General features: G+C 69.3%; 23 protein-coding genes. 13 read left to right on the top strand and 10 right to left on the bottom strand.

Features of this window, described 5'->3' with window-relative positions:
- Positions 1-180: 180 nt before the first annotated feature.
- From ACZ3HL_RS41840 to ACZ3HL_RS41815, 6 genes are read left to right on the top strand one after another with little or no spacing between them, the layout of a single operon-like run.
- Positions 181-993, top strand: coding sequence for an ABC transporter ATP-binding protein (locus tag ACZ3HL_RS41840; protein ID WP_465537377.1), 813 nt, complete (start codon positions 181-183; stop codon positions 991-993).
- A gap of 55 nt (positions 994-1,048) precedes the next feature.
- Positions 1,049-1,828 carry an enoyl-CoA hydratase/isomerase family protein gene (locus ACZ3HL_RS41835; RefSeq protein WP_409496435.1) on the top strand — a complete coding sequence of 260 codons (780 nt, stop codon included), beginning with the start codon at positions 1,049-1,051 and terminating at the stop codon, positions 1,826-1,828.
- 5 nt (positions 1,829-1,833) lie between these two features.
- Positions 1,834-2,796, top strand: coding sequence for a class I SAM-dependent methyltransferase (locus ACZ3HL_RS41830; RefSeq protein WP_126732853.1), 963 nt, complete (start codon positions 1,834-1,836; stop codon positions 2,794-2,796).
- A gap of 1 nt (position 2,797) precedes the next feature.
- On the top strand, positions 2,798-3,967 hold the full coding sequence (locus tag ACZ3HL_RS41825) for a class I SAM-dependent methyltransferase (RefSeq protein ID WP_465537374.1): 1,170 nt from the start codon (positions 2,798-2,800) through the stop codon (positions 3,965-3,967).
- A gap of 11 nt (positions 3,968-3,978) precedes the next feature.
- A complete protein-coding gene (locus ACZ3HL_RS41820; RefSeq protein WP_465537372.1) occupies positions 3,979-4,743 on the top strand; it encodes an HAD family acid phosphatase in 765 nt (254 codons plus the stop codon).
- A gap of 37 nt (positions 4,744-4,780) precedes the next feature.
- Positions 4,781-5,155, top strand: a complete 375-nt coding sequence (locus ACZ3HL_RS41815) for a DUF427 domain-containing protein (RefSeq protein WP_465537370.1) — start codon at positions 4,781-4,783, stop codon at positions 5,153-5,155.
- A 3-nt stretch (positions 5,156-5,158) separates the two neighbouring features.
- Here ACZ3HL_RS41815 and ACZ3HL_RS41810 read toward each other — a convergent pair whose 3' ends face one another.
- A complete protein-coding gene (locus ACZ3HL_RS41810) occupies positions 5,159-5,878 on the bottom strand; it encodes a hypothetical protein (RefSeq protein ID WP_465537368.1) in 720 nt (239 codons plus the stop codon).
- 67 nt (positions 5,879-5,945) lie between these two features.
- Between ACZ3HL_RS41810 and ACZ3HL_RS41805 the strand changes: the two genes are divergently transcribed.
- A complete protein-coding gene (locus ACZ3HL_RS41805; protein ID WP_465537366.1) occupies positions 5,946-6,722 on the top strand; it encodes a helix-turn-helix domain-containing protein in 777 nt (258 codons plus the stop codon).
- A 28-nt stretch (positions 6,723-6,750) separates the two neighbouring features.
- A complete protein-coding gene (locus tag ACZ3HL_RS41800) occupies positions 6,751-7,176 on the top strand; it encodes an acyl-CoA thioesterase (protein WP_465537364.1) in 426 nt (141 codons plus the stop codon).
- Here ACZ3HL_RS41800 and ACZ3HL_RS41795 read toward each other — a convergent pair.
- Entirely contained in the window at positions 7,147-7,692 is a 546-nt protein-coding gene (locus tag ACZ3HL_RS41795) for a GNAT family N-acetyltransferase (protein ID WP_465537363.1), read from the bottom strand. The two genes, ACZ3HL_RS41800 and ACZ3HL_RS41795, sit on opposite strands and share 30 nt — an antisense overlap.
- Before the next feature lie 28 nt (positions 7,693-7,720).
- Here ACZ3HL_RS41795 and ACZ3HL_RS41790 point away from each other — a divergent pair, with 28 nt between their 5' ends.
- On the top strand, positions 7,721-8,599 hold the full coding sequence (locus ACZ3HL_RS41790; protein WP_465537361.1) for an aminoglycoside phosphotransferase family protein: 879 nt from the start codon (positions 7,721-7,723) through the stop codon (positions 8,597-8,599).
- Positions 8,600-8,620: 21 nt separating this feature from the next.
- Positions 8,621-9,118 carry a GNAT family N-acetyltransferase gene (locus ACZ3HL_RS41785; RefSeq protein ID WP_465537360.1) on the top strand — a complete coding sequence of 166 codons (498 nt, stop codon included), beginning with the start codon at positions 8,621-8,623 and terminating at the stop codon, positions 9,116-9,118.
- Positions 9,119-9,570: 452 nt separating this feature from the next.
- On the opposite strand, the gene ACZ3HL_RS41780 is transcribed toward ACZ3HL_RS41785, so the two are convergent.
- A complete protein-coding gene (locus ACZ3HL_RS41780) occupies positions 9,571-10,827 on the bottom strand; it encodes an HNH endonuclease signature motif containing protein (protein WP_465537358.1) in 1,257 nt (418 codons plus the stop codon).
- Between the two features lie 406 nt (positions 10,828-11,233).
- On the opposite strand from ACZ3HL_RS41780, the gene ACZ3HL_RS41775 reads away from it, so the two are divergent.
- Positions 11,234-12,085, top strand: a complete 852-nt coding sequence (locus ACZ3HL_RS41775; protein ID WP_465537356.1) for a nitroreductase/quinone reductase family protein — start codon at positions 11,234-11,236, stop codon at positions 12,083-12,085.
- A 476-nt stretch (positions 12,086-12,561) separates the two neighbouring features.
- Positions 12,562-13,548, top strand: coding sequence for an acyl-CoA desaturase (locus ACZ3HL_RS41770; RefSeq protein WP_465414113.1), 987 nt, complete (start codon positions 12,562-12,564; stop codon positions 13,546-13,548).
- 5 nt (positions 13,549-13,553) lie between these two features.
- Here the strand turns inward: ACZ3HL_RS41770 and ACZ3HL_RS41765 are convergent, their stop codons facing one another.
- The 4 genes from ACZ3HL_RS41765 to ACZ3HL_RS41750 are packed head-to-tail and all read right to left on the bottom strand — an operon-like array spanning position 13,554 to position 16,564.
- On the bottom strand, positions 13,554-14,348 hold the full coding sequence (locus ACZ3HL_RS41765) for an alpha/beta hydrolase (RefSeq protein WP_465537354.1): 795 nt from the start codon (positions 14,346-14,348) through the stop codon (positions 13,554-13,556).
- 2 nt (positions 14,349-14,350) lie between these two features.
- Positions 14,351-15,292 carry a sigma-70 family RNA polymerase sigma factor gene (locus tag ACZ3HL_RS41760; RefSeq protein ID WP_465537352.1) on the bottom strand — a complete coding sequence of 314 codons (942 nt, stop codon included), beginning with the start codon at positions 15,290-15,292 and terminating at the stop codon, positions 14,351-14,353.
- Positions 15,293-15,297: 5 nt separating this feature from the next.
- The gene (locus ACZ3HL_RS41755; protein ID WP_465414107.1) at positions 15,298-15,954 is read right to left on the bottom strand and encodes an enoyl-CoA hydratase-related protein; all 657 of its coding nucleotides are present in this window, start codon (positions 15,952-15,954) and stop codon (positions 15,298-15,300) included.
- A 1-nt stretch (position 15,955) separates the two neighbouring features.
- Positions 15,956-16,564: a TetR/AcrR family transcriptional regulator gene (locus tag ACZ3HL_RS41750; protein WP_465414105.1), complete on the bottom strand. Its 609-nt coding sequence runs from the start codon at positions 16,562-16,564 to the stop codon at positions 15,956-15,958.
- Positions 16,565-16,755: 191 nt separating this feature from the next.
- Here ACZ3HL_RS41750 and ACZ3HL_RS41745 point away from each other — a divergent pair, with 191 nt between their 5' ends.
- Entirely contained in the window at positions 16,756-17,103 is a 348-nt protein-coding gene (locus ACZ3HL_RS41745; protein ID WP_038509265.1) for a DoxX family protein, read from the top strand.
- A 2-nt stretch (positions 17,104-17,105) separates the two neighbouring features.
- Here the strand turns inward: ACZ3HL_RS41745 and ACZ3HL_RS41740 are convergent, their stop codons facing one another.
- Genes ACZ3HL_RS41740 through ACZ3HL_RS41730 form a run of 3 tightly spaced genes read right to left on the bottom strand, consistent with a single transcriptional unit; the run spans position 17,106 to position 18,580 of the window.
- Positions 17,106-17,447 (bottom strand): VOC family protein, encoded by a 342-nt coding sequence (locus tag ACZ3HL_RS41740; protein WP_465414102.1) that lies wholly within the window; start codon positions 17,445-17,447, stop codon positions 17,106-17,108.
- Positions 17,448-17,484: 37 nt separating this feature from the next.
- On the bottom strand, positions 17,485-18,141 hold the full coding sequence (gene lexA / locus ACZ3HL_RS41735; protein WP_465414100.1) for a transcriptional repressor LexA: 657 nt from the start codon (positions 18,139-18,141) through the stop codon (positions 17,485-17,487).
- A 10-nt stretch (positions 18,142-18,151) separates the two neighbouring features.
- Positions 18,152-18,580, bottom strand: coding sequence for a nuclear transport factor 2 family protein (locus ACZ3HL_RS41730; RefSeq protein WP_465537350.1), 429 nt, complete (start codon positions 18,578-18,580; stop codon positions 18,152-18,154).
- Positions 18,581-18,652 lie beyond the last annotated feature (72 nt).

Below are 18,652 nucleotides of genomic sequence, written 5' to 3'. Positions count from 1 at the left end.
CGGCGGCGCCAGAACGAGCCCCCGATGACGGGGAAGGCGGCGGACACGGACCTGATCACGTCGCCGATGGTGCCACAGTGTCCTGCCCAGGGGCGCCGCGTCCCACTTCCTGGACCAGCCGCTTTCCGCCGACCGGCGGCCCGGTGCACACACGCGCGCGAGTGCGGACACAATGGGCGCGTGAGCGAGCCGATCCAGCCCAGCGAACTTGACGACCTCGTGGTGAGGATGACCGGTGTCGGGGTCCGCCGAACAGGCAACGACCTCCTCGCCGACCTCGATTGGACCGTGGAACTGGACGAGCGCTGGGTGGTGCTCGGCCCGAACGGCGCGGGCAAGACCACCCTGCTCCGGCTGGCCGCGGCCGAACTCCACCCGACCACCGGAACGGTCGACCTGCTCGGCGACCGGATCGGCAAGGTCAACATCTTCGAGCTGCGCCCGCGGATCGGGTTCACCTCGGCCGCGATCGCCCAGCGTGTGCCGGGCGAGGAACGCGTCGTCGACGTCGTGGTGAGCGCCGGTTACGCCGTCGTCGGCCGCTGGCGTGAGGAATACGACAGCCTCGACACCGACCGCGCCGTGGAGCTACTCGGCGCCCTCGGCATCGCGCACCTGGCCGACCGCACCTTCGGGACGCTGTCGGAGGGCGAGCGCAAGCGGACGCTGATCGCGCGTTCGCTGATGACCGACCCGGAGATGCTGCTGCTCGACGAGCCCGCCGCCGGCCTCGACCTCGGCGGCCGCGAGGACCTCGTCGCCCGGCTTTCGGAGCTGGCCCTCGACCCCGAGGCCCCGGCCATGGTGCTCGTCACCCACCACGTGGAAGAAATCCCGCCGGGATTCACCCACGCGCTTTTGCTGCGCGACGGCCGCGCGGTCGCCTCCGGTCTCGTGGACGACGTCGTGACCAGCGACAACCTGTCCAAGACGTTCGATCAGGACCTCCTGCTCGAACGGTCCGGTGATCGCTTCTTCGCCCGTCGCCGCTGACGGGTCGTACTGACCGGTAGCCTGCACTCTGTCTTGGACGGTTAAGGAGGACGGCGTGGGAGAGTTCGTAAGTCTCGAGGTCGAAGGCGGGGTCGGCACGATCCGGCTGGACCGCCCGCCGGTCAACGCGCTGAACAACCAGGTGCAGGCCGAGCTGGCCGAAGCGGCCCGTGAGGCCTCCGAGCGCGACGACGTGCGCGCCGTGATCCTCTACGGCGGTGAGAAGACCTTCGCGGGTGGCGCGGACATCAAGGAGATGGCCGAGCGCACCTACCCGGAGATCGCGAAGTTCGGCGCCGCGCTGACCGCGTCGCTGGCCACGATCGCGAACATCCCGAAGCCGGTCGTCGCGGCCATCACCGGCTACGCGCTGGGCGGCGGCCTCGAACTCGCGCTGACCGCAGACCGCCGGATCGCCGGCGACAACGTCAAGGTCGGCCAGCCGGAGATCCAGCTCGGTGTCATCCCCGGCGCCGGCGGCACGCAGCGCCTCGCGCGCCTCATCGGCCCGAGCAAGACCAAGGACCTGGTGTTCACCGGCCGGTTCGTGAAGGCCGAAGAGGCTCTCGCGCTGGGCATCCTCGACGAGGTCGTGGCACCGGACGACGTCTACGCCGCCGCGCACAAGTGGGCCTCGCAGTTCGGAGGAGGCCCGGCCGTGGCGTTGCGCGCCGCGAAGGCCGCCATCGACGGCGGTCTCGACACCGACCTCGCGAGCGGTCTCAAGCTCGAATCCCACCTCTTCGCCGCGCTCTGGGCGACCGAGGACCAGCGCAACGGCATGAAGTCGTTCATCGAAAACGGCCCTGGCAAGGCCACCTTCGAGGGGAAGTAAGCGCGATGACGCAGGTGAACGATCCGGCGCCGAACCCGCACGCCACCGCCGACGAGGTCAAGGCCGCCTTCGACGACCCCAAGCTCGCCAACGTGCTCTACCACGACTGGGAAGCCGGGACCTACGACCAGAAGTGGTCCATCTCCTACGACGAGCGCTGCATCTCCTACGCGACGGACGTGTTCAACGCCGTCGCCGGTGAAGACGGCCAGCCGTACCCGACCGCGATGGAACTGGGCAGCGGTACCGGTTTCTTCCTGCTGAACCTGATGCAGGGCGGGGTGATCAAGAAGGGTTCGGTCACCGACCTCTCGCCGGGCATGGTGCAGGTGGCGCTGCGCAACGCCGAGAACCTCGGCCTCGACGTCGACGGCCGGGTCGCCGACGCCGAGCGGATCCCGTACGAGGACAACAGCTTCGACCTCGTCGTCGGGCACGCCGTGCTGCACCACATCCCGGACGTGCGCGCGGCGTTCGCCGAGGTGCTGCGGGTGCTGAAGCCGGGCGGGCGGTTCGTCTTCGCGGGCGAGCCGACGAAGGTCGGCGACTTCTACGCGCGCAAGCTCGGCCAGATCACGTGGTACCTCACCACGAACCTGACCAAGCTCCCGGTGCTGAACGGCTGGCGCCGCCCGCAGGAGGAGCTCGACGAGTCCTCCCGCGCGGCCGCGCTGGAGGCCGTGGTCGACATCCACACCTTCGACCCGTCCGAACTGGAGTCGATGGCCCGCGGCGCGGGAGCGCAGGACGTCCGCGCGGTCACCGAGGAGTTCGCCGCGGCGCTCGCGGGCTGGCCGATCCGGACCTTCGAAGCCGCCGTGCCGCAGGAGAAGCTGACCCTGCGCTGGCGTCTGTTCGCGTACCGGCTGTGGCTGCGGCTGTCCGCTTTGGACAAGAAGCTGCTCGCCAAGGTGCTGCCGCGCGAGCTGTTCTACAACGTGATGATCACCGGTACCAAGCGATCGTAGGTTGCCGTACCGGTTCACCCTCGACGACGTCGCCTTCCTGCGCTCCGGCGCGGGAAGCGCGGCGCTCGCCGAATGCTCTTCCCTGCCGCTGACCGACAAGACCCGTATCGCCGACGTCGCCGCCGTGCGCCGGATCGCCCCGGATCACGCGGCCGCGGTACTGGAAACGGTGGTGCTGCGGCGGAAGTCGTCGGCCAAACTGGACTCCGCGGGCTCGTGGCTGTTCACCGGCGACGCCCTCCAGCAGGCCAGCGCCACGCTGGTCGCCCGGCACCGGGCTGCGCGGCTCGCCGGCCGTGACGTCCACGACGTGACGTGTTCCGTCGGCGCGGACCTGGTCGAGATCGCCCGCGTCGCCGCCAAGGCGCTGGGCTCGGACCTGGACGACGTCCGGCTGGCGATGGCCGGGCACAACGCTTCCGAGGCCGGGGTTTCGCCTGTTCTGGTGCGTGCTGACGCGTTGCGGCCGGTCAGCCGGGCTTCGGTCGTCGTCGCCGACCCCGCCCGCCGTGACTCCGCCGGGCGCCGGGCGTGGAAGCCCGCCGATTTCCTGCCACCGCTGGACGGCCTTGTCGACGCCTATCCTGGCCGCGAACTTTCGGTCAAATGCGCGCCGGGCCTCGATTTCTCCATCGCGCCCTGGGCGGACGAGGTCGAACTGGTCTCTTTGGACGGTCAGGTCCGCGAGGCGTGCCTGTGGCGCGGAGTGGGTTCGACGGTGTCACGCCGCGCGACGGTGTTGCGTTCGGACGGTGCACAGTGGACGGTCACCGACGCCGACCCCGACGAGATCCCCGCGCGTGAACCGGGTGAATGGATCGTCGACCCCGACGGCGCCGTCGTCCGGGCCGGGCTCGTGCGGCATTACGCGGCACGGCACGGCTTGTGGCAGCTCGACGAACGCATCGCTTATCTGACCGGGAACACTCCGCCGCCGGGAATCCGGGCGTTCCGGGTGTTCGAGCACGGACCGTACAGCGAGAAGAATCTTCGTGTATTGCTGAAAAAACACGATATCGGTCGGTTGGAGATCCTCGTCCGGGGTCTCGACATAGACCCGGATGCCTTGCGGCGCAAGCTGAAACCGCGCGGTGGTGAAGAAGCTACTTTGGTACTGACCAGAATCGGTCGTTCTGGAGTAGCGTTCCTTTGCCGCGCACAGCTGACGTGAGGAGCATTTCCATGAGCCGGTTCACCGGTCTGCTGAAACTGGCCGCCGCCGCGGCCGCCGGGGCCGTCCTCGCGGGCGGCGCCACCGCCGTCGCGAACACCGGCGACGCCGACGGGTGGCGCGGTCACGAGCCCGCCAACATCGGCCAGGTCAAGCTCGACGTGAAGGCCTACTACGGCGATGTCGTCGGCAGCGACGGCAAGCACCGGTACTCCGACACCAGCCGGTTCGTCTCCGACACCCGGCGCCAGGTCGAGGACGCCAAGCGTTATCTCACGCGGCGGCTGGACCGCGGCGTGAAGAACCCCGCCGTCGTGTTCGACGTCGACGACACCGCCGAGGTCACCTACGGCTGGGAAGCGGACAACGACTTCGGCTTCGACCCGGTGAAGCAGCAGGAAGCGATCGACAAGGGCACGTTCGTCGCGAACAAACCGGTGCTGGAGCTGGCGAACTGGGCGGCGCGGCGCGGCGTGAAGATCTACTTCCTGACCGGGCGCAACGAATTCCAGGGCCCGCGGTCGCTGAAGAACCTCGCGAACGAGGGCTACCCGGCGCCGGCGGGGGCGTTCTTCAAACCGAAGACCACCGCACCCGGCTACCTGCCGTGCGGGCTGACCTGCACCACCGTCCAGTACAAATCGGGCACGCGGAAGCACATCGCCTCGACCGGCGTGACCATCCTCGCCAACTTCGGCGACCAGTTCAGCGACCTCGAAGGCGGTTACGCCGAATTCCCGGTCAAGCTGCCGAATCCGATGTACTACCTGCCTTGAGGGGAATATCCGCGCGTTCGGCGTCGCTGTGCCCGGTATGTCTGACAAAAAGGTGTTGAAGCCCAGCGCGGCCCACCCGATCACGGTGGAGCCGAACAAGGCGCGCGTGGTCGTCACGGTCGGCGGGAAGGTCGTGGCGGACAGCGCGAACGCGCTCACGCTGCGGGAGGCGAACTACCCGCCCGCGCAGTACATCCCGCGTGCCGATGTCGACTTCGGCCTGCTGGAGCGGACGGACCACTCGACGTACTGCCCGTTCAAGGGCGACGCGTCGTACTACAGCATCCGCACGGGTGACGGCGTCGCCCAGAACGCCGTCTGGACCTACGAGGCGCCGCACGACGCGGTCGCCGGGATCAAGGACCACGTGGCGTTCTACCCGGCGAAGGTGGACGCGATCGAAGAGCGCTGACCTTCACCGCAGCTGGTTGATCCGGTCTCCGTCGGCCGCGAGCGAGGTGTCGGATTCGATCCGCCACACCTCCAGGCCCGGTGCCTTGACCAGGGCGTCGACGAGCGCATCCTCGCCCGCGACGATGGTCGAATCGAAGTCGACTTCGGTGGCCACGCACCACGCGCGGTCGTCCGGCCAGAACAGGTTGGGCGACTGGGCTTCGAACCAGTTCGGCCGGGGCCGCCAGCCGAGTTCCGTCGCGGACGTCAGCGGTCCGTGGAAGAGCAGGTAGTCCCGGCCGGGATGGCGCAGGCGCGGCGCGTCGAGGTGCTCGCGGGACAACGTCGTCTCGTCGGCCCAGCCATAGCCGTCCCAGAGGCCGAACCAGGCGTCCGAAGCGGACGTGTGGTCGCCGAGAACGGCCAACAGCGCGGTGAGACTGTGCGACGGCAGCGTGCCGCGCCCCGGAGGGGAGCCGCGCCAGAGTGAGCCGGTGAGATTCACCGGATCCGGGGAGCCGACCAGCGCGTGCCACTGCATGGCGCCATGGGCGCGCCGCCCCGTTTCGGCAGCGGCTTCACACCAGCTCGCCCAGCCGCCGCGGTCGCGCTCGGCGGGGTGGCAGAGACGCGCGTAGGCGGCGTAGCCACGCGGAACCGTGCGGCCTGCCGCGCCGAACGCCCCGCCGAGCCTGGGGAAGATCCACTCGGCGGAGGACGGGTCGAGCACCGGTCGCAGCACGGCGGCAAGTCTTCAGCAAGATCAGGTGAAGCGCATCTTGTCGGTGGGCGGGGGCATACTGCCGGACGTGGGTGTTCCGCTGCGCCGCCGTTCGGGCCGTTCGGTGTACCGCGAAAGCACGCCGGTCGCGGCCGTGACCGGCGTGGTCGAGAGCGCATGGACGGGTGTGGTGGGCTGCCGTCGTCCACTGAGGGTGTTCCCCGACGGCTGCGTGGACCTCGTCTGGGACGGGGCGGTGCTCGCCGCTGTCACCACGGTGCGCGGGGTGCTGCGGCACGAGCTGCCGTCGGCGGACTGGACCGTCGGGTTGCGCCTGAGGTGCGGCGTCGGGGGCGCGGTGCTGGGCCTGCCGATGACGGAGCTGAGCGCGGGTGCCACCCCGTTGCGCGACCTGTGGGCCGCCGGTGCGCGCCGCGCCGAGTCCGAGCTGGCCGGGTGCGCCACACCCGGCGAGGCGCGATCGGTGCTGGAAACACTGATCGCCGAAAGGCTCCGGGACGTCGAGGTGGACGGGCTGTCTCTCGCGGCCGCTCGCGCGCTGCGTGCGCCCGGTGCTCGTACCGACCGGGTGGCCGCGGAGCTGGGTGTGAGTGAGCGCGGTCTTCGGCGGCGTGTGCGGTATGACGTCGGTGTCGGTCCCAAGGAGTTGCAGCGGGTACTGCGCTTCCACCGGTTCCTTGAGCGCGTCGGGGCCGTTGCGCGGGACCAGGCGTCGCTCGCCGACGTCGCCGCTGACGTGGGGTACGCGGATCAGTCCCACCTCGGGCGCGAATGCCGCAGGCTGTCCGGCGCTTCGCCCGGCGCGCTCGTGCGGTCCTGGACTGGCCGAAACGTTCCAGACTGAGGCCGCCCGCCGAGGCGAAGATCGGGAGGTGCCCGAACCTTTCCGCGTCACCATCGACATCCGCACGGACGACCTGGACATCAACGGTCACGTCCGCGGCCCCGCCTACCTCGCGTACGCCGATCACGCGCGCTGGGAGTGCGTGTGGGCGGCGGGCGTGGACCCGTTGGCGCTCAAGGCCGGGAACCTCGGCCCGGTGAACCTCGAAACGACGATCCGGTTCCGCCGGGAACTGCGTGCCCGGGCGCGGATCGACGTCCTGACCAGGTTCACCTGGGAGCCGGGCAAGGTGTCCCGGGTCGTCCAGGAGTTCGTGGCACCGGACGGAGCCGTCGTGGCCGAGGTGGAAAGCCTTTCCGGGCTGCTGGATCTCGAACATCGCCGCCTCGTCCCGGATCCGGGACGGCATTGGCGGGAATACGCTTCACGGCCGGAAATCCTCGGCCTGCCGTGATCCGGCCTCCTTTTCGTAGAGGCTGGTGGGCCATTTCGCCCCGGGCGGGTCGGCCACGTGCTCGAAACCCCTGCGCTCGTAGAGTCCGCGCAGGGCCGGGTTGTCCCTTGTGGTCGCCACCCGGACGAAGGCCTTGCCGTGAAGCGCGGCCTTCTCGCCGACCCAGTCGATGATCGTGTTCCCGAGCCCGGCTCCGGCCGCCTCCCGCGCGACCGCGAGGCGGCCCAGGTAGTAGGCCGGTTCCGTCCTGTCGCCCCAGAGCCCGGGATCGGCCTCGGTCACCACGCAGGTCGCGATCGGCTCGCCGTTCCGGATGACCAGCAACGCCTCGCCCGCCTGGATCTGATCGCGCACCGACTCACGGGGAAAGCGGTGCGGCCATTGGTGGATGCCGCGCCCGGCGAGCCAGGCGGCGGCCTCGGCGAGGAGGTCGAGTACGGCGTCCTCCTCGCCCGGGCGGGCCGGGCGGACGGTGGTGTCCGGGGTGAGCGGCTCGGGGCCGGTGAGGATCGGCATGGCTCGATGATGCCCGTGCGGTGGTTGGATGTCCGGCGTGGTCGACGAGAACCTGGTACGGAAGCTGCTCGCGGAACAGTTCCCTCGGTGGGCCGGGCGGACGGTCGAACGATGGCCGTCCGGCGGCACGGTCAACGCCATGTTCCGGCTGGGCGACGACATGGTCGTACGACTGCCGCTGACCAACGGCGGCGCGAAAGACGTGGCGCTGGAGCAGAAGTGGTTGCCGCGTATCGCGTCACGGCTGCCGACGCCGATCCCCGAGGTGCTCGGAGCGGGGGCGCCCGCCGACGGCTACCCGTGGCCATGGTCGGTGTATCGCTGGCTGCCGGGCGAGAACCCGCGGCCGGACGCGCTCCGCCTGCCCCGGCAATTGGCCGAAGACCTGGCCGGGTTCGTGCTGGCGATGCGGCGTATCCCCACGACGCGGGCGCCGAAAGCACACCGCGGCGGACCGCTCACGACGCTGGACGCGGAGACGCGATCGGCGATCGAACGTCTGCGCGCGATCCCCGAGGAGAACGTGGACTGCGACGCCGTCCTCGCTCTCTGGGAGAACGCGCTGGGGTCGCCCGAGCCGTCGGCGGCGCCGGTGATGCTGCACGCCGACCTGATGCCGGGCAACCTGCTCGTGGACGGCGGTCGGCTCTCCGCGGTGATCGATTTCGGCTGCATGGGCGCGGGCGATCCGGCGTGCGACCTGTTCCCGGCGTGGAATCTCTTGCCCACCGACGCGAGGGAAGCCTTCCGGGAGGCCTTGAGCGTGGACGACGCGACCTGGAGCCGCGGTCGCGCGCGGACGCTCTCGCAGGCGCTGATCGCGCTGCCGTACTACCGGGAGACCAACGAGGCGATGGCGGGAAACGCGAGGCACGTGATCCGGGCGGTGCTGGACGAAATGGCTTGATCATCGGTTTACGGTTCGCATATGACGAGCAAGCTCCGGCTGGCCGAGGTCACCGCCGCCAACTTCGACGCCGCGATCGAACTGAAGGTCCACCCGGAGCAAGCTCATTTGGTCGCGCCGGTCGTGAAGTCCCTCGCCGAGGCCTACGTGCACCCCGGTGTCGCCTGGCCTCGCCTCATTTTCGACGGTGACCGGCTGGTCGGTTTCCTCATGGCCTTCCTGGATATCGACTTCGCCGGCGACGGAACGGGTACGGACATCCGCTCGGGTCTCTGGCGGCTCGCCATCGCGGCAGGCGAGCAGGGCCGGGGTTACGGCCGGTTCGCGGTCGACGCCGTGGCCGCCGAGATCCGCCGGCGTGGCGGCAGCCGCCTCACCGCTTCCTGGCACCCAGGCGACGACGGGCCCGAGCGCTTCTACCTGAGGCTCGGGTTCCGCTTGACCGGGGAGACGAGCGGGGACCAGGTGGTCGGGGAGTTGGCGCTGGATCAGGGATTCCGTCGGGTGCCGCGGGATTGATCGGGATGGGTCGGATCGGGCAGGTGAGGTGAGGGGGGCTTCGCCGGATCGGGTGGGGGAATGCGTCTTGGATCGGGCAGGTGAGCTGAAGGGGACCTTCGCCGCATCGGATGCGGGAAAGCGCCTTTCACGCAGGGGATTCTGGTAGGTGGCGGCGGGGCGAGCCGGTCGTGATGCGGAGAGCCTTGGCAGGGGCGTTCGGTCTGAGGTGGTGGGTTCTCGAGAGCGGAGCAAGGTATGACCGAGCCTCTGCCGAGCAGGCCTTCGTGGTTCTGGACTGGCCGTGCTCTCCGAGTCGACACCCGACACTCGGGTCGCCAATGCCCGATTGGTGTCGCTGGACGCGCTTCGCTCACGCCACTGGCGAAGTGCCGAATCGGGTACTACGACTCGAGATTGTGTCCCATGTGGACTGACGGGCACCAGGGAGGTCCCTCAGCGTCCGGTTCGGCCTACGTCCTGAGGTGCATGGTGTTGCGTCTCGGTGTGCCGGTGGGGTCGAGGTAGGTGGGTGGGGTGAATTCGGGTAGGCCGTCTTGGGCGATCTGGACTTTCCATTCGCTGCGATGGATCAACCGGTGGTGCTTGGTGCACAACAACACGAGGTTGTCGATCTTCGTTTCGCCGTGGTGTCGCCAGAAAACAATGTGATGGGCGGTGCAGCGGGGCACGGGCATGTCGCAGCCGGGGAAGGCGCAGCCGCCGTCGCGAAGTGTCAACGCGTACTTCTGCGCTAGCGATACGGTGCGTTTCGACCGGCCGATGTCGAGTGGTTCGCCGGCGGTGCCGAGAACACCGGGGCGGACTCGGGCGTCGCAGGCGAGGATGCGGGCGTCGGTGGCACTGATCGGGCCGACCAGGTCCAGGTGGGCTTCGCCGATATCCCGAATGAGGTCGTCGTAGGACATGGTGACGAGGATGTGGGTGGCTTCGCCTGCTTGGCCGGGGAGGTTGCGGCTGGTGGTCTTCAGCCGCACATAGTCGGTGAAGGCGTCTCCGTAGCGTTCGTCCTGGGTGCGGGAGTCGCGGACCCCGTCGATGGCTTTGTGGGGTTTGGCCATGGGGTCGAGGTCGGATTTCAGGCGGGCGTAGGTTTCCAGATCGAGGCGCGCTTTGAGACCGAGGGTGCCGTCGCGGTGCTTGACGAACCGCAACTCCGGCCGGGTGTCTTTCGGGTCCTCGTTCCGCGGCTCTTTCCCGTCGGGGTCGAGTTCGTCCAGCAGGCGGCGTCCGGCGCGCATGATCTGGCGGGGTCCGGCGTGGCGAGCCAGTGCGACCAGGATCTTCTCCCCGGCTCGCACGTCCTCCTCCGGGACGGTGGACGGGATGCGGGCGAGCGTCTTGATGATCGCGTCGATCTGCGACCCGCCGATCGCGCCCTCCGCGGCGGCTTCAGCCGTCAACGGCGCCAACGGTGGCTCGGGATCCCCGCCGATGGCCGGGCCGGGATGCAGCGCCAGCACCCGATCGGCACGAGCGCCGGCTTCCTTGTCCGACACCAGGAAGTCCTCGACAATCAGCCCCGCCAACGTCGAATGGCCCGAACATCCGCGCACCCCGCGACGATTGATTTCCGCCAGGATCGCATTCTGCTCCGCATCCGCTTGGCGCTTCAGGACTTCCAGTTCCTGTTTGCGGGCATGCAGCGTCGCGGTGTCGGCGCGCCACCACTCGGTGGACGTCCTCTGGGGTGCATCGTTGCTGGCCACGACACCGACGTTACTCCGAATCGAACACCTGCGCTAGCCCAAACGGCCCAGTGGGCAAATGTTTCGGAAATAGGTAGCGAAGCCTTCTTAAGAGCGCGAAGCGCCTTTAAGGGTGCGAAGCGCGCCTTAGGTCGTCGAGTGTCTTTCGATAAGGTAAGGCGGGTGCGCATCGGCCTGGTCTCGTGCTAACGTCGTCCCCGAGCCCCGTATGGGCCTACGCATGGAGGTAGCGGCTACTCGGCCACTGGAGATCGGCACACACCGTCTCTCGTATTCAGTCATCCCCACGTCGTGGGATGACGCCTCCATGTGATGCGCCCGAAACCGGGTGCGTCCGGGCTCGTGTGCGCTCTTCCGGTGGCGGTTCCGCGCCCTCCTGTCGACACATCGACGGGAAAGGACCGCATTGACCGGCTTCAACGACCAGGTGATCGAGGAATTCAGGCAGAGCAAGGGAAAGCTCGGCGGCATGTTCGAGGGGTGGCGGCTGATCCTGCTCACCACCGTCGGCGCCAGGAGTGGTGAGCGGCGGACGAATCCGCTGGGGTATCTCGAAATCGACGGCAAGACCGTCGTCGTCGCTTCGAACATGGGGGCGCCGGCGCATCCGGGCTGGTATCACAACATCCGGCGTGACCACCGGGTCACGATCGATACGGGGACCGAGACCTACGAGGCCATCGCGGCCGTTCCGCCGGCGGCGGAACGTGACGCGTTGTTCGCGAAGATCGTCGCCGAGGAGCCGGGTTTCGCCGAATACCAGGCGAAAACGACGCGCGAACTGCCGGTCGTGATCCTGCACCGGCTCGACGAGCGGGTGCGGGGGATGGGCGACTTCATGGTGGAGGTCCACGACTGGCTGCGAGACGAGCTGAAGACGCTGCGAGCCGGGGTGGACGACATCGTGGCCGGGCGCGCGGACACGCTCGTCATCGAGAAATCCCTGCGGGCGCACTGCGTTTCGTTCTGCGAGGCGTTGACCAAACATCACACCGGCGAGGACATGGGCGCGTTTCCCATGTTGGCGCAACGGTTTCCGGCGCTCGCGCCGGTGCTGACCGAGCTCGGGGAGGACCATGTCGTCGTCGCGGACCTGCAGAAGCGGATCCGGGAGCTCGTCGAGGGGTACGTCCACGGCGAGAGTGACCCCGTCCGCTTGCGTGACGAGTTCGACGCACTCGCGGGGACGCTCGAAGCGCATTTCGCCCACGAAGAGCGAACGGTCGTGGCTGCGCTCAATGTGACGGTGCCCGGCTGAGGGATGCCGACGCCCTGGGGTTTCGGCCCCGGGGCGTGTATCCTGGGAGACGGCGGCGTCTTCGCGGCGCGACGCCGTTCCGGCACGAGGCGGGTGGAATTCGCCCCCGGCCTCGCCGAAGACCGCGAACCCCGCGGTCCCTTCGAAAGGTTTCACAGTCAAAACTCACAGCACCGACAGTGCGCTGTTCAGCCACCCGCTCGACACCCAGGTCGAGCGACACGACCCCGCGACGCCCCAAGGCGAGCGATACATGGATCTTTTTCGCGAACCTTCTTACCCCGCACCGGAACCTTCGGCCGACGCCGTTCGTTGACCGGGGTAGACCAACGTTTTGGGTGTCGTGTTGTCCAAGCACGCTCGCGCAGAATTCGTCGCGGGCGTCGCCCTTCGTGCGTCGCGCCGTGACATCGGCTGACAAGGCCGGTATCAGGCTGGCAAGAGGCACAGCCTGGCCATCGACAAGAAGCGGCGATATGACTTCAGTTCTAAGACACCCGGACAGCGAAGAGCGGCAGGCACCACAGCCCCTGCTGTCCGGGGAGCAGAGCAACACCGAAAACTTTCTCGTCAAGCTGTTCGCGGTGGTGCCGTTGCTGGCACTGGCCGCGTCCGTCCCCTTCGCTTGGGGCTGGGGCCTCGGCTGGGTGGATCTCGGCCTGGCCGCCGGGTTCTACTTCCTCACCGGCCTCGGCGTGACCATCGGTTTCCACCGCTACTTCACCCACGGCGCCTTCAAGGCCAACCGCGGCCTGCGGATCGCCCTCGCGGTCGCCGGCAGTATGGCCATGCAGGGCCCGGTCATCGGCTGGGTCGCCGACCATCGGCGCCATCACGCCTTCGCCGACCGCGAGGGCGACCCCCACTCCCCGTGGCGGTTCGGCACCACCCCGGCCGCGCTGGCCCGCGGCTTCTGGCACGCCCACATGGGCTGGCTGTTCGAGCGCGAGAAGACCAACGCGCACCGGTTCGCCCCCGATCTGCTCGCCGACCGTGACATCGCCCGGATCGATCGCCTGTTCCCGCTGCTCACCGTCGTGACGCTGCTCGCGCCGGCCGTCCTCGGCGGCGTGATCACGATGTCGTGGTGGGGCGCGGTCACCGCGTTCTTCTGGGCGAGCCTGGTCCGCGTGGCGCTGCTGCATCACGTCACCTGGTCGGTGAACTCGCTCTGTCACATGATCGGCGATCGCCCGTTCGCCGCCCGCGACAAATCCGCGAACTTCTGGCCGCTCGCCATCGCCTCGATGGGTGAGTCCTGGCACAACTCCCACCACGCCGACCCCACCGGCGCCCGGCACGGCGTCCGCCGTGGCCAGCTCGACATCTCGGCGCGGCTGATCTGGCTGTTCGAGAAGGCGGGCTGGGCGACGGACGTCCGCTGGCCCAAGGCCGACCGCCTCGGCCGGAAACTCAACCCTGGCCACGCCCTGTCGCTGGGCCGGAGCGCGAACCGGGCCTGAGCCCGTCAGCGAACCGCGCCCGCGATCGCGCCGATCAGTTCCGGTCCGTCGGACAACGCCGGATCGTTGTGATCGGCGCCGGGGACTTCGACCGTCTCGGCACCGGCCGCCCGCGCCACGGCGCGGCTCTGCTCGGCCGGGACGATCGAGTCCGCCGTGCCGTACACGACGGTCACCGGCGCCTTCACTCGCGCGACGTTTTCCCTCGTCGGGAACTCGTCCCGCAGCAGCCAGCGGACCGGTAGGAACGGATAGTGCCGCTGTCCGACCGACGCGAGGTCGACGAACGGCGAACGCAACACGAGCGCGGACGGCGGCCGCTCGACGGCCAGCTCGGTGACGACCGCGGAGCCGAGGCTCTCGCCGAAGTAGATCAGTGGTGTCCCGGCCTCGCGGACCAGGAAGTCCTGTGCGGCACGGACGTCCAGCGCGAGGCCGTCCTCGGACGGCTCACCGGGGTTGCCTCCGTAGCCCCGATAGTCCAAGAGCAGCACCGAGAGCCCGCGGGCGGTCAGCGCGCGGGCCATCGGCACGCGGTACGACCGGTTCCCGGCGTTGCCCGGCGCGACCAGCACGGCCGCCTTCGCGCCGGTGACCGGGAAGTACCAGCTCGACAGGCTCAGTCCGTCCGACGTGGTGAGCGTGACGTCCCTGCCGCCGGGCAGGACGCCGGCGGCACCGGTGAGCGGACCTGCCTCGGGGAGGTAGATCAGCTTGCGCTGGAAGGCGAACGCGCCACCGAGGACCACGCCGACGATGGTGACGGCCACCGCCAGCGCGATCAACACCCTCTTCCGCATGCTCAGGCCTTCGCCGGGGGAAGACCGAACCGCGTGAACAGATCCGCGTCGAGGAACGAGGTGATCTCGCGGATCCGGTCTTCGCGCAGGGTGAGCAGGTTGATGGACCAGGCGCGATGGACGGCGTCGGCCGATTCGCCCAGGTAGCAGGCGACGGCGGGCTGCCCGTTGGCGGTGAGGACCTCGGTGCGCCAGCTCGGGCACCGGCCCAGCGGGACCGCGACCGCGAAGTCGGTCACCGCGTCGATGCCGCTGTACCAGCGCGGAAGCGGCGGCATGGACCAGGTGACGTCCTTGGTCAGCAACGCCACGAGCGCGCCGGCGTCGCCACGCTCCAGCGCGGAGGCGAAGTCCGCGGCGATCTCGCGCGTCAGGGCGTCTTCGGGCCGGCGCCCCGGCGCTGGGACCTTCTCGGCCACGATCGCCCGCGCGCGTTGCAGCGCGCTGTTCACCGCCGCGACCGAAGTGTCCATTGTGGACGCGATTTCGGCGGCGGAGAAACCGAGGACGTCGAAGAGCACCAGTGCGGCCCGCTGGTTGCCCGGCAGGTGCTGCAACGCGGCGACGAACGCCAGCTCGATGGCCTCGCGCCGCTCGGACCGGGCGTCCGGCGCGTCCGGGTACGGGCCGAGCCACGCCACCTCGGTCGCCGGGGCGTCTTCGAGTACGACTCGCTCGCTCGACTGGCCGAGGTCCATCGGCAAGGCCCGCTTGCCCCGCGCGGCCGCGATGTCCAGGCAGGCGCGGGTGACGATGGTGTAGAGCCACGTGCGCATCGAGCTGCGGCCCTCGAACCCGTCCATCCCCCGCCAAGCCCGCAGGAGCGCGTCCTGCAGGGCGTCGTCGGCGTCGTGGGCCGAGCCGAGCAGGCGGTAGCAGTGGGCGTGCAGCTCGCGGCGCAGCGGCCCGACCAGGCGATCGAACGCCGCGTCGTCGGTGGGCACGACGGCTACTTGGCGCGAAGCGCGGTGACGGCCGGGGTGAACATCGTCGTCTTGATCGCGGCCAGCGTGCCGCGATCCTTGCCTGCCAGCGGGCGGACGAGGTCGGCCGCGTACTCCAGCAACGCGGGCTTCTCGGCGACGGCGTCGACGAGACCCAGGTCCCGCGCGTCCGTGCCACCGAAGCGGCGTCCCGTGGTCATCGACGCGATCGCGGCGGCGGGGGTGAGTTTGCCCTGGATCAGCGCCGCCATCCCCGGGGTGAACGGGATGTTGATATCCGCTTCGGGGAAGCAGAAGTACCCGCGGTCGGCGCGCATCACCCGGAAGTCGTGCGCCATCGCCAGCATGGCCCCGGCGCCGAACGCGTGCCCGTTGATCGCGGCGACCGTGTGCACGCCGAGCGTGAGGACGCGGGCCAGCAGTTCGTGGACGTCGGCGACGTACTGCGCGGCCTGAGCGGGGTTGCCGGTGAGCCATTCGAGGTCGAGGCCGTTCGAGTAGAACTTCCCGGAGCCGACGGTGACCAGCACGGCCGGATCCGGATAGGCGACGACGGTGTCCAGTTGCGAATGGACGGTTTCCAGCCAGGAGGGGGAGAAGCGGTTCTCGTCGTCGCCGAGGTCCAGGAGGAACACCGGGGCGTCGTGGCGCAGAGTGGGCATGTCAGTCCTTTCGTGGGGGCGGGAGCAGGAGTATGGCGCGCACCGCGGCGCTCAGCCGGGTGCGGGAGTCTTCGGAGATCGGCTCGCCCGCGGTGAACGCGCGGCGGAACAGGGCCGTCGGCAGATCGACCACGCAGGTGGTGAGAACCTCGACGGCCTGAGCGTCCCGCCGGTCCCAAAGCCGGTCGGCGAGCCGGACCAGGAGCGCGATCAGGCGTTTGTCGAGTGCCAGGAGGTCACCGGCGAGGTCGTCGGGGACCTGCGGACCGAGCAGGTGCTCCCTCTTGACCGTGATGAGCAAGCGGGCGGCCTCGGGCCTTCGGTCGGCGAACACGGCCGGCGCGCTCGCGGCGGAGACGACCGCCGCGGCGGGGTCCGCCGATCGGTCGGCCAGTTCGGTCTGAAGGTCGAGGAACTCGCCCGCCGCGCGGAGCCAGACTCGGGCCAGCAAGGCGCCGAGCGAGCCGAAGGCGTGGTAGATCGTGCCGTTGGACACCCCGGCGGCGGTCGCGAGCGACCGGACGGTGACGCCCTGCGCGCCGACGTCGACGACAAGGCGCTCGGCCGCGTCGAGCAGCCGGTCCAGGTCGTGCACACGGGGGCGGGCCACGACGCGAGAATAACAGAGCGCTCGCTCCAAAACTTCGTCAGGCGACGAAGTCCGCCAGTAGCTCAGAGCCGATCGGCGTGCCGCCGGGGGATGTGACGCAGGTCATGAGCACCTCCGCGGCCAGGTTGTCACATCCGGCGTGCGGCGCGGGTCAACCCGGCGAACCACCGAGAACCCGAGGAGAAACCGAAATGACCACCGCCTATGTCATCGTCACTGTCGTCGGAGCGTTCATGGCCGCCTTCTCGGCCGCCTCGATCTTCTTCCGCGCCAAGTGGGTCGTGCAGCCGCTGGCCGACTACGGCGTTCCCCGTGGCTGGTGGACGCCGCTCGGCGTCGCCAAGGCGGCGGGCGCGCTCGGCCTGATCGCCGGCCTGTGGGTGCCCGCGCTCGGCGTCGCGGCCGGGATCGGCCTGGTGCTCTACTTCACCGGCGCCGTGATCACCGTGCTCCGCGCGCACTGGCCGTCGCACGTCGCGTTCCCGCTGATGTACATGGCGCCTGTCGCCGCCTCCTTGGTGCTGGGCTTCGCCGCTTGAGGTCAGGAATCCGGGGACCACACCGCGAGTTCGGCGCCGCCGGGCTCGCGGAAGTGGAACCGGCGCCCGCCGGGGAACGAGAACGGCTCGGCCGTGACGACTCCGCCCGCGGCCTCGACGGAAGCCTTCGCCCGTTCGAGGTCGTCGGTGCGGATCGTCACCAGCGGCGCCGCCGTCTGCCGCGCGGTGTCCTGCTGGAAACCGAACGAGACCACGCCGCCGCCCTGGACGTCGGTGTACGTCGGGCCGTACGCCGCCGCCGTCCACCCGAAGGCCGTTTCGAAGAACTCGCCCGAGCCCGCCGCCGAACTCGACGGGAACTCGACGAAGTCGATTTCGTACATGGGCCGGAAGCTACTCCGGGGCACCGACAAAAACGGCTCAGACGCTGCGCAGCACCGAGACCACGACGCCGAGCACGCTCGCGCGGTCGCCGTCGATGACGTCGTAGGCGGGGTTGCGCGGTTCGAGGTACACGTGGCCGTCGCGGCGGCGGTACACCTTGACCGTGGCCTCCTCGTCGATCATCGCGGCGACGATCTGGCCGGAATGCGCCTCCTGCTGCTGCTTCACCACGACTATGTCGCCGTCGCAGATGGCCGCGTCGATCATCGAGTCACCGCGCACGCGCAGCCCGAAGACGTTGCCGCGCCCGGTGAGTTCACGCGGCAGGGTCATCACGTCGTCGACGTGCTCGACGGCCGAGATCGGCGTTCCCGCGGCGATGTCACCGACGACGGGGACCGGCACGGAGTCCTCTGTGGACGTTTTCGACGTGGTGCCGTGCAGGAAGGCGCGGACGTCGATGGGGCGGGAGATCGAGCTGCTGCGGCGGAGGAAGCCCTTCTCCTCCAAGGCCGCGAGGTGCTTCGACACCGAGGACGTCGAGCGGAGCCCGACCGCTTCACCGATCTCGCGCGTGCTCGGCGAGTATCCGTACTCCATCACCCATTCGCGGATGGTCAGCAGGATCTTCTGTTGCCGCTCCGGCAGTGAAGCGGCTTCCTCGAACAGCTCGAGATCTTGGTAGGCGGTCATCATCGGAATGTTAGTTCGTGCAGGCCGCCGCGATCGCCGCGGTGTCCCAGTAGAACGGCCGCACCTCGGTGATGCGCCCGCCCTCGACGGTGATCGTCTGCAGGATCGGGAAATCGAGCTCGTCGCCGGTGGCCCTGGCACGGGCGTGCACGTGGGTCAGCACGACCAGCGGGCTGGTCTCGCTCAGGAAGCTCTGCTCCACCATGTCGAAGACGTCCCAGGTGTCGCTCATCGCGGTGAAGAACCGCTCCATGCCCTCGCGGCCGCGCCAGATTCCGCCGTAGGGCAAGGAATCCGCCTGGTACAGCACCACGGAGGGGGCGAAGAACGGGGCGAGCGGTGCGAAGGTGGCCTGGCCGGGACCGCCCGCGGCGAGGTACTCGGCTTCCGCCGCGTACATGCCCTTGAGTACGGACAGGGCGTCTGTTGTCGTCGTCATGACGACCACTGTGGCGTGAATCGCCACCGATCGCTGGCGGTTATCCGTCGTGGAGATCGGCCGGATGGCGAC

It is taken from the genome of Amycolatopsis sp. NPDC000009 (genome assembly GCF_055563465.1).
The sequence above is the reverse complement of the archived record's forward strand: the minus strand, read 5'-3'. Positions and strand labels throughout refer to the sequence as shown.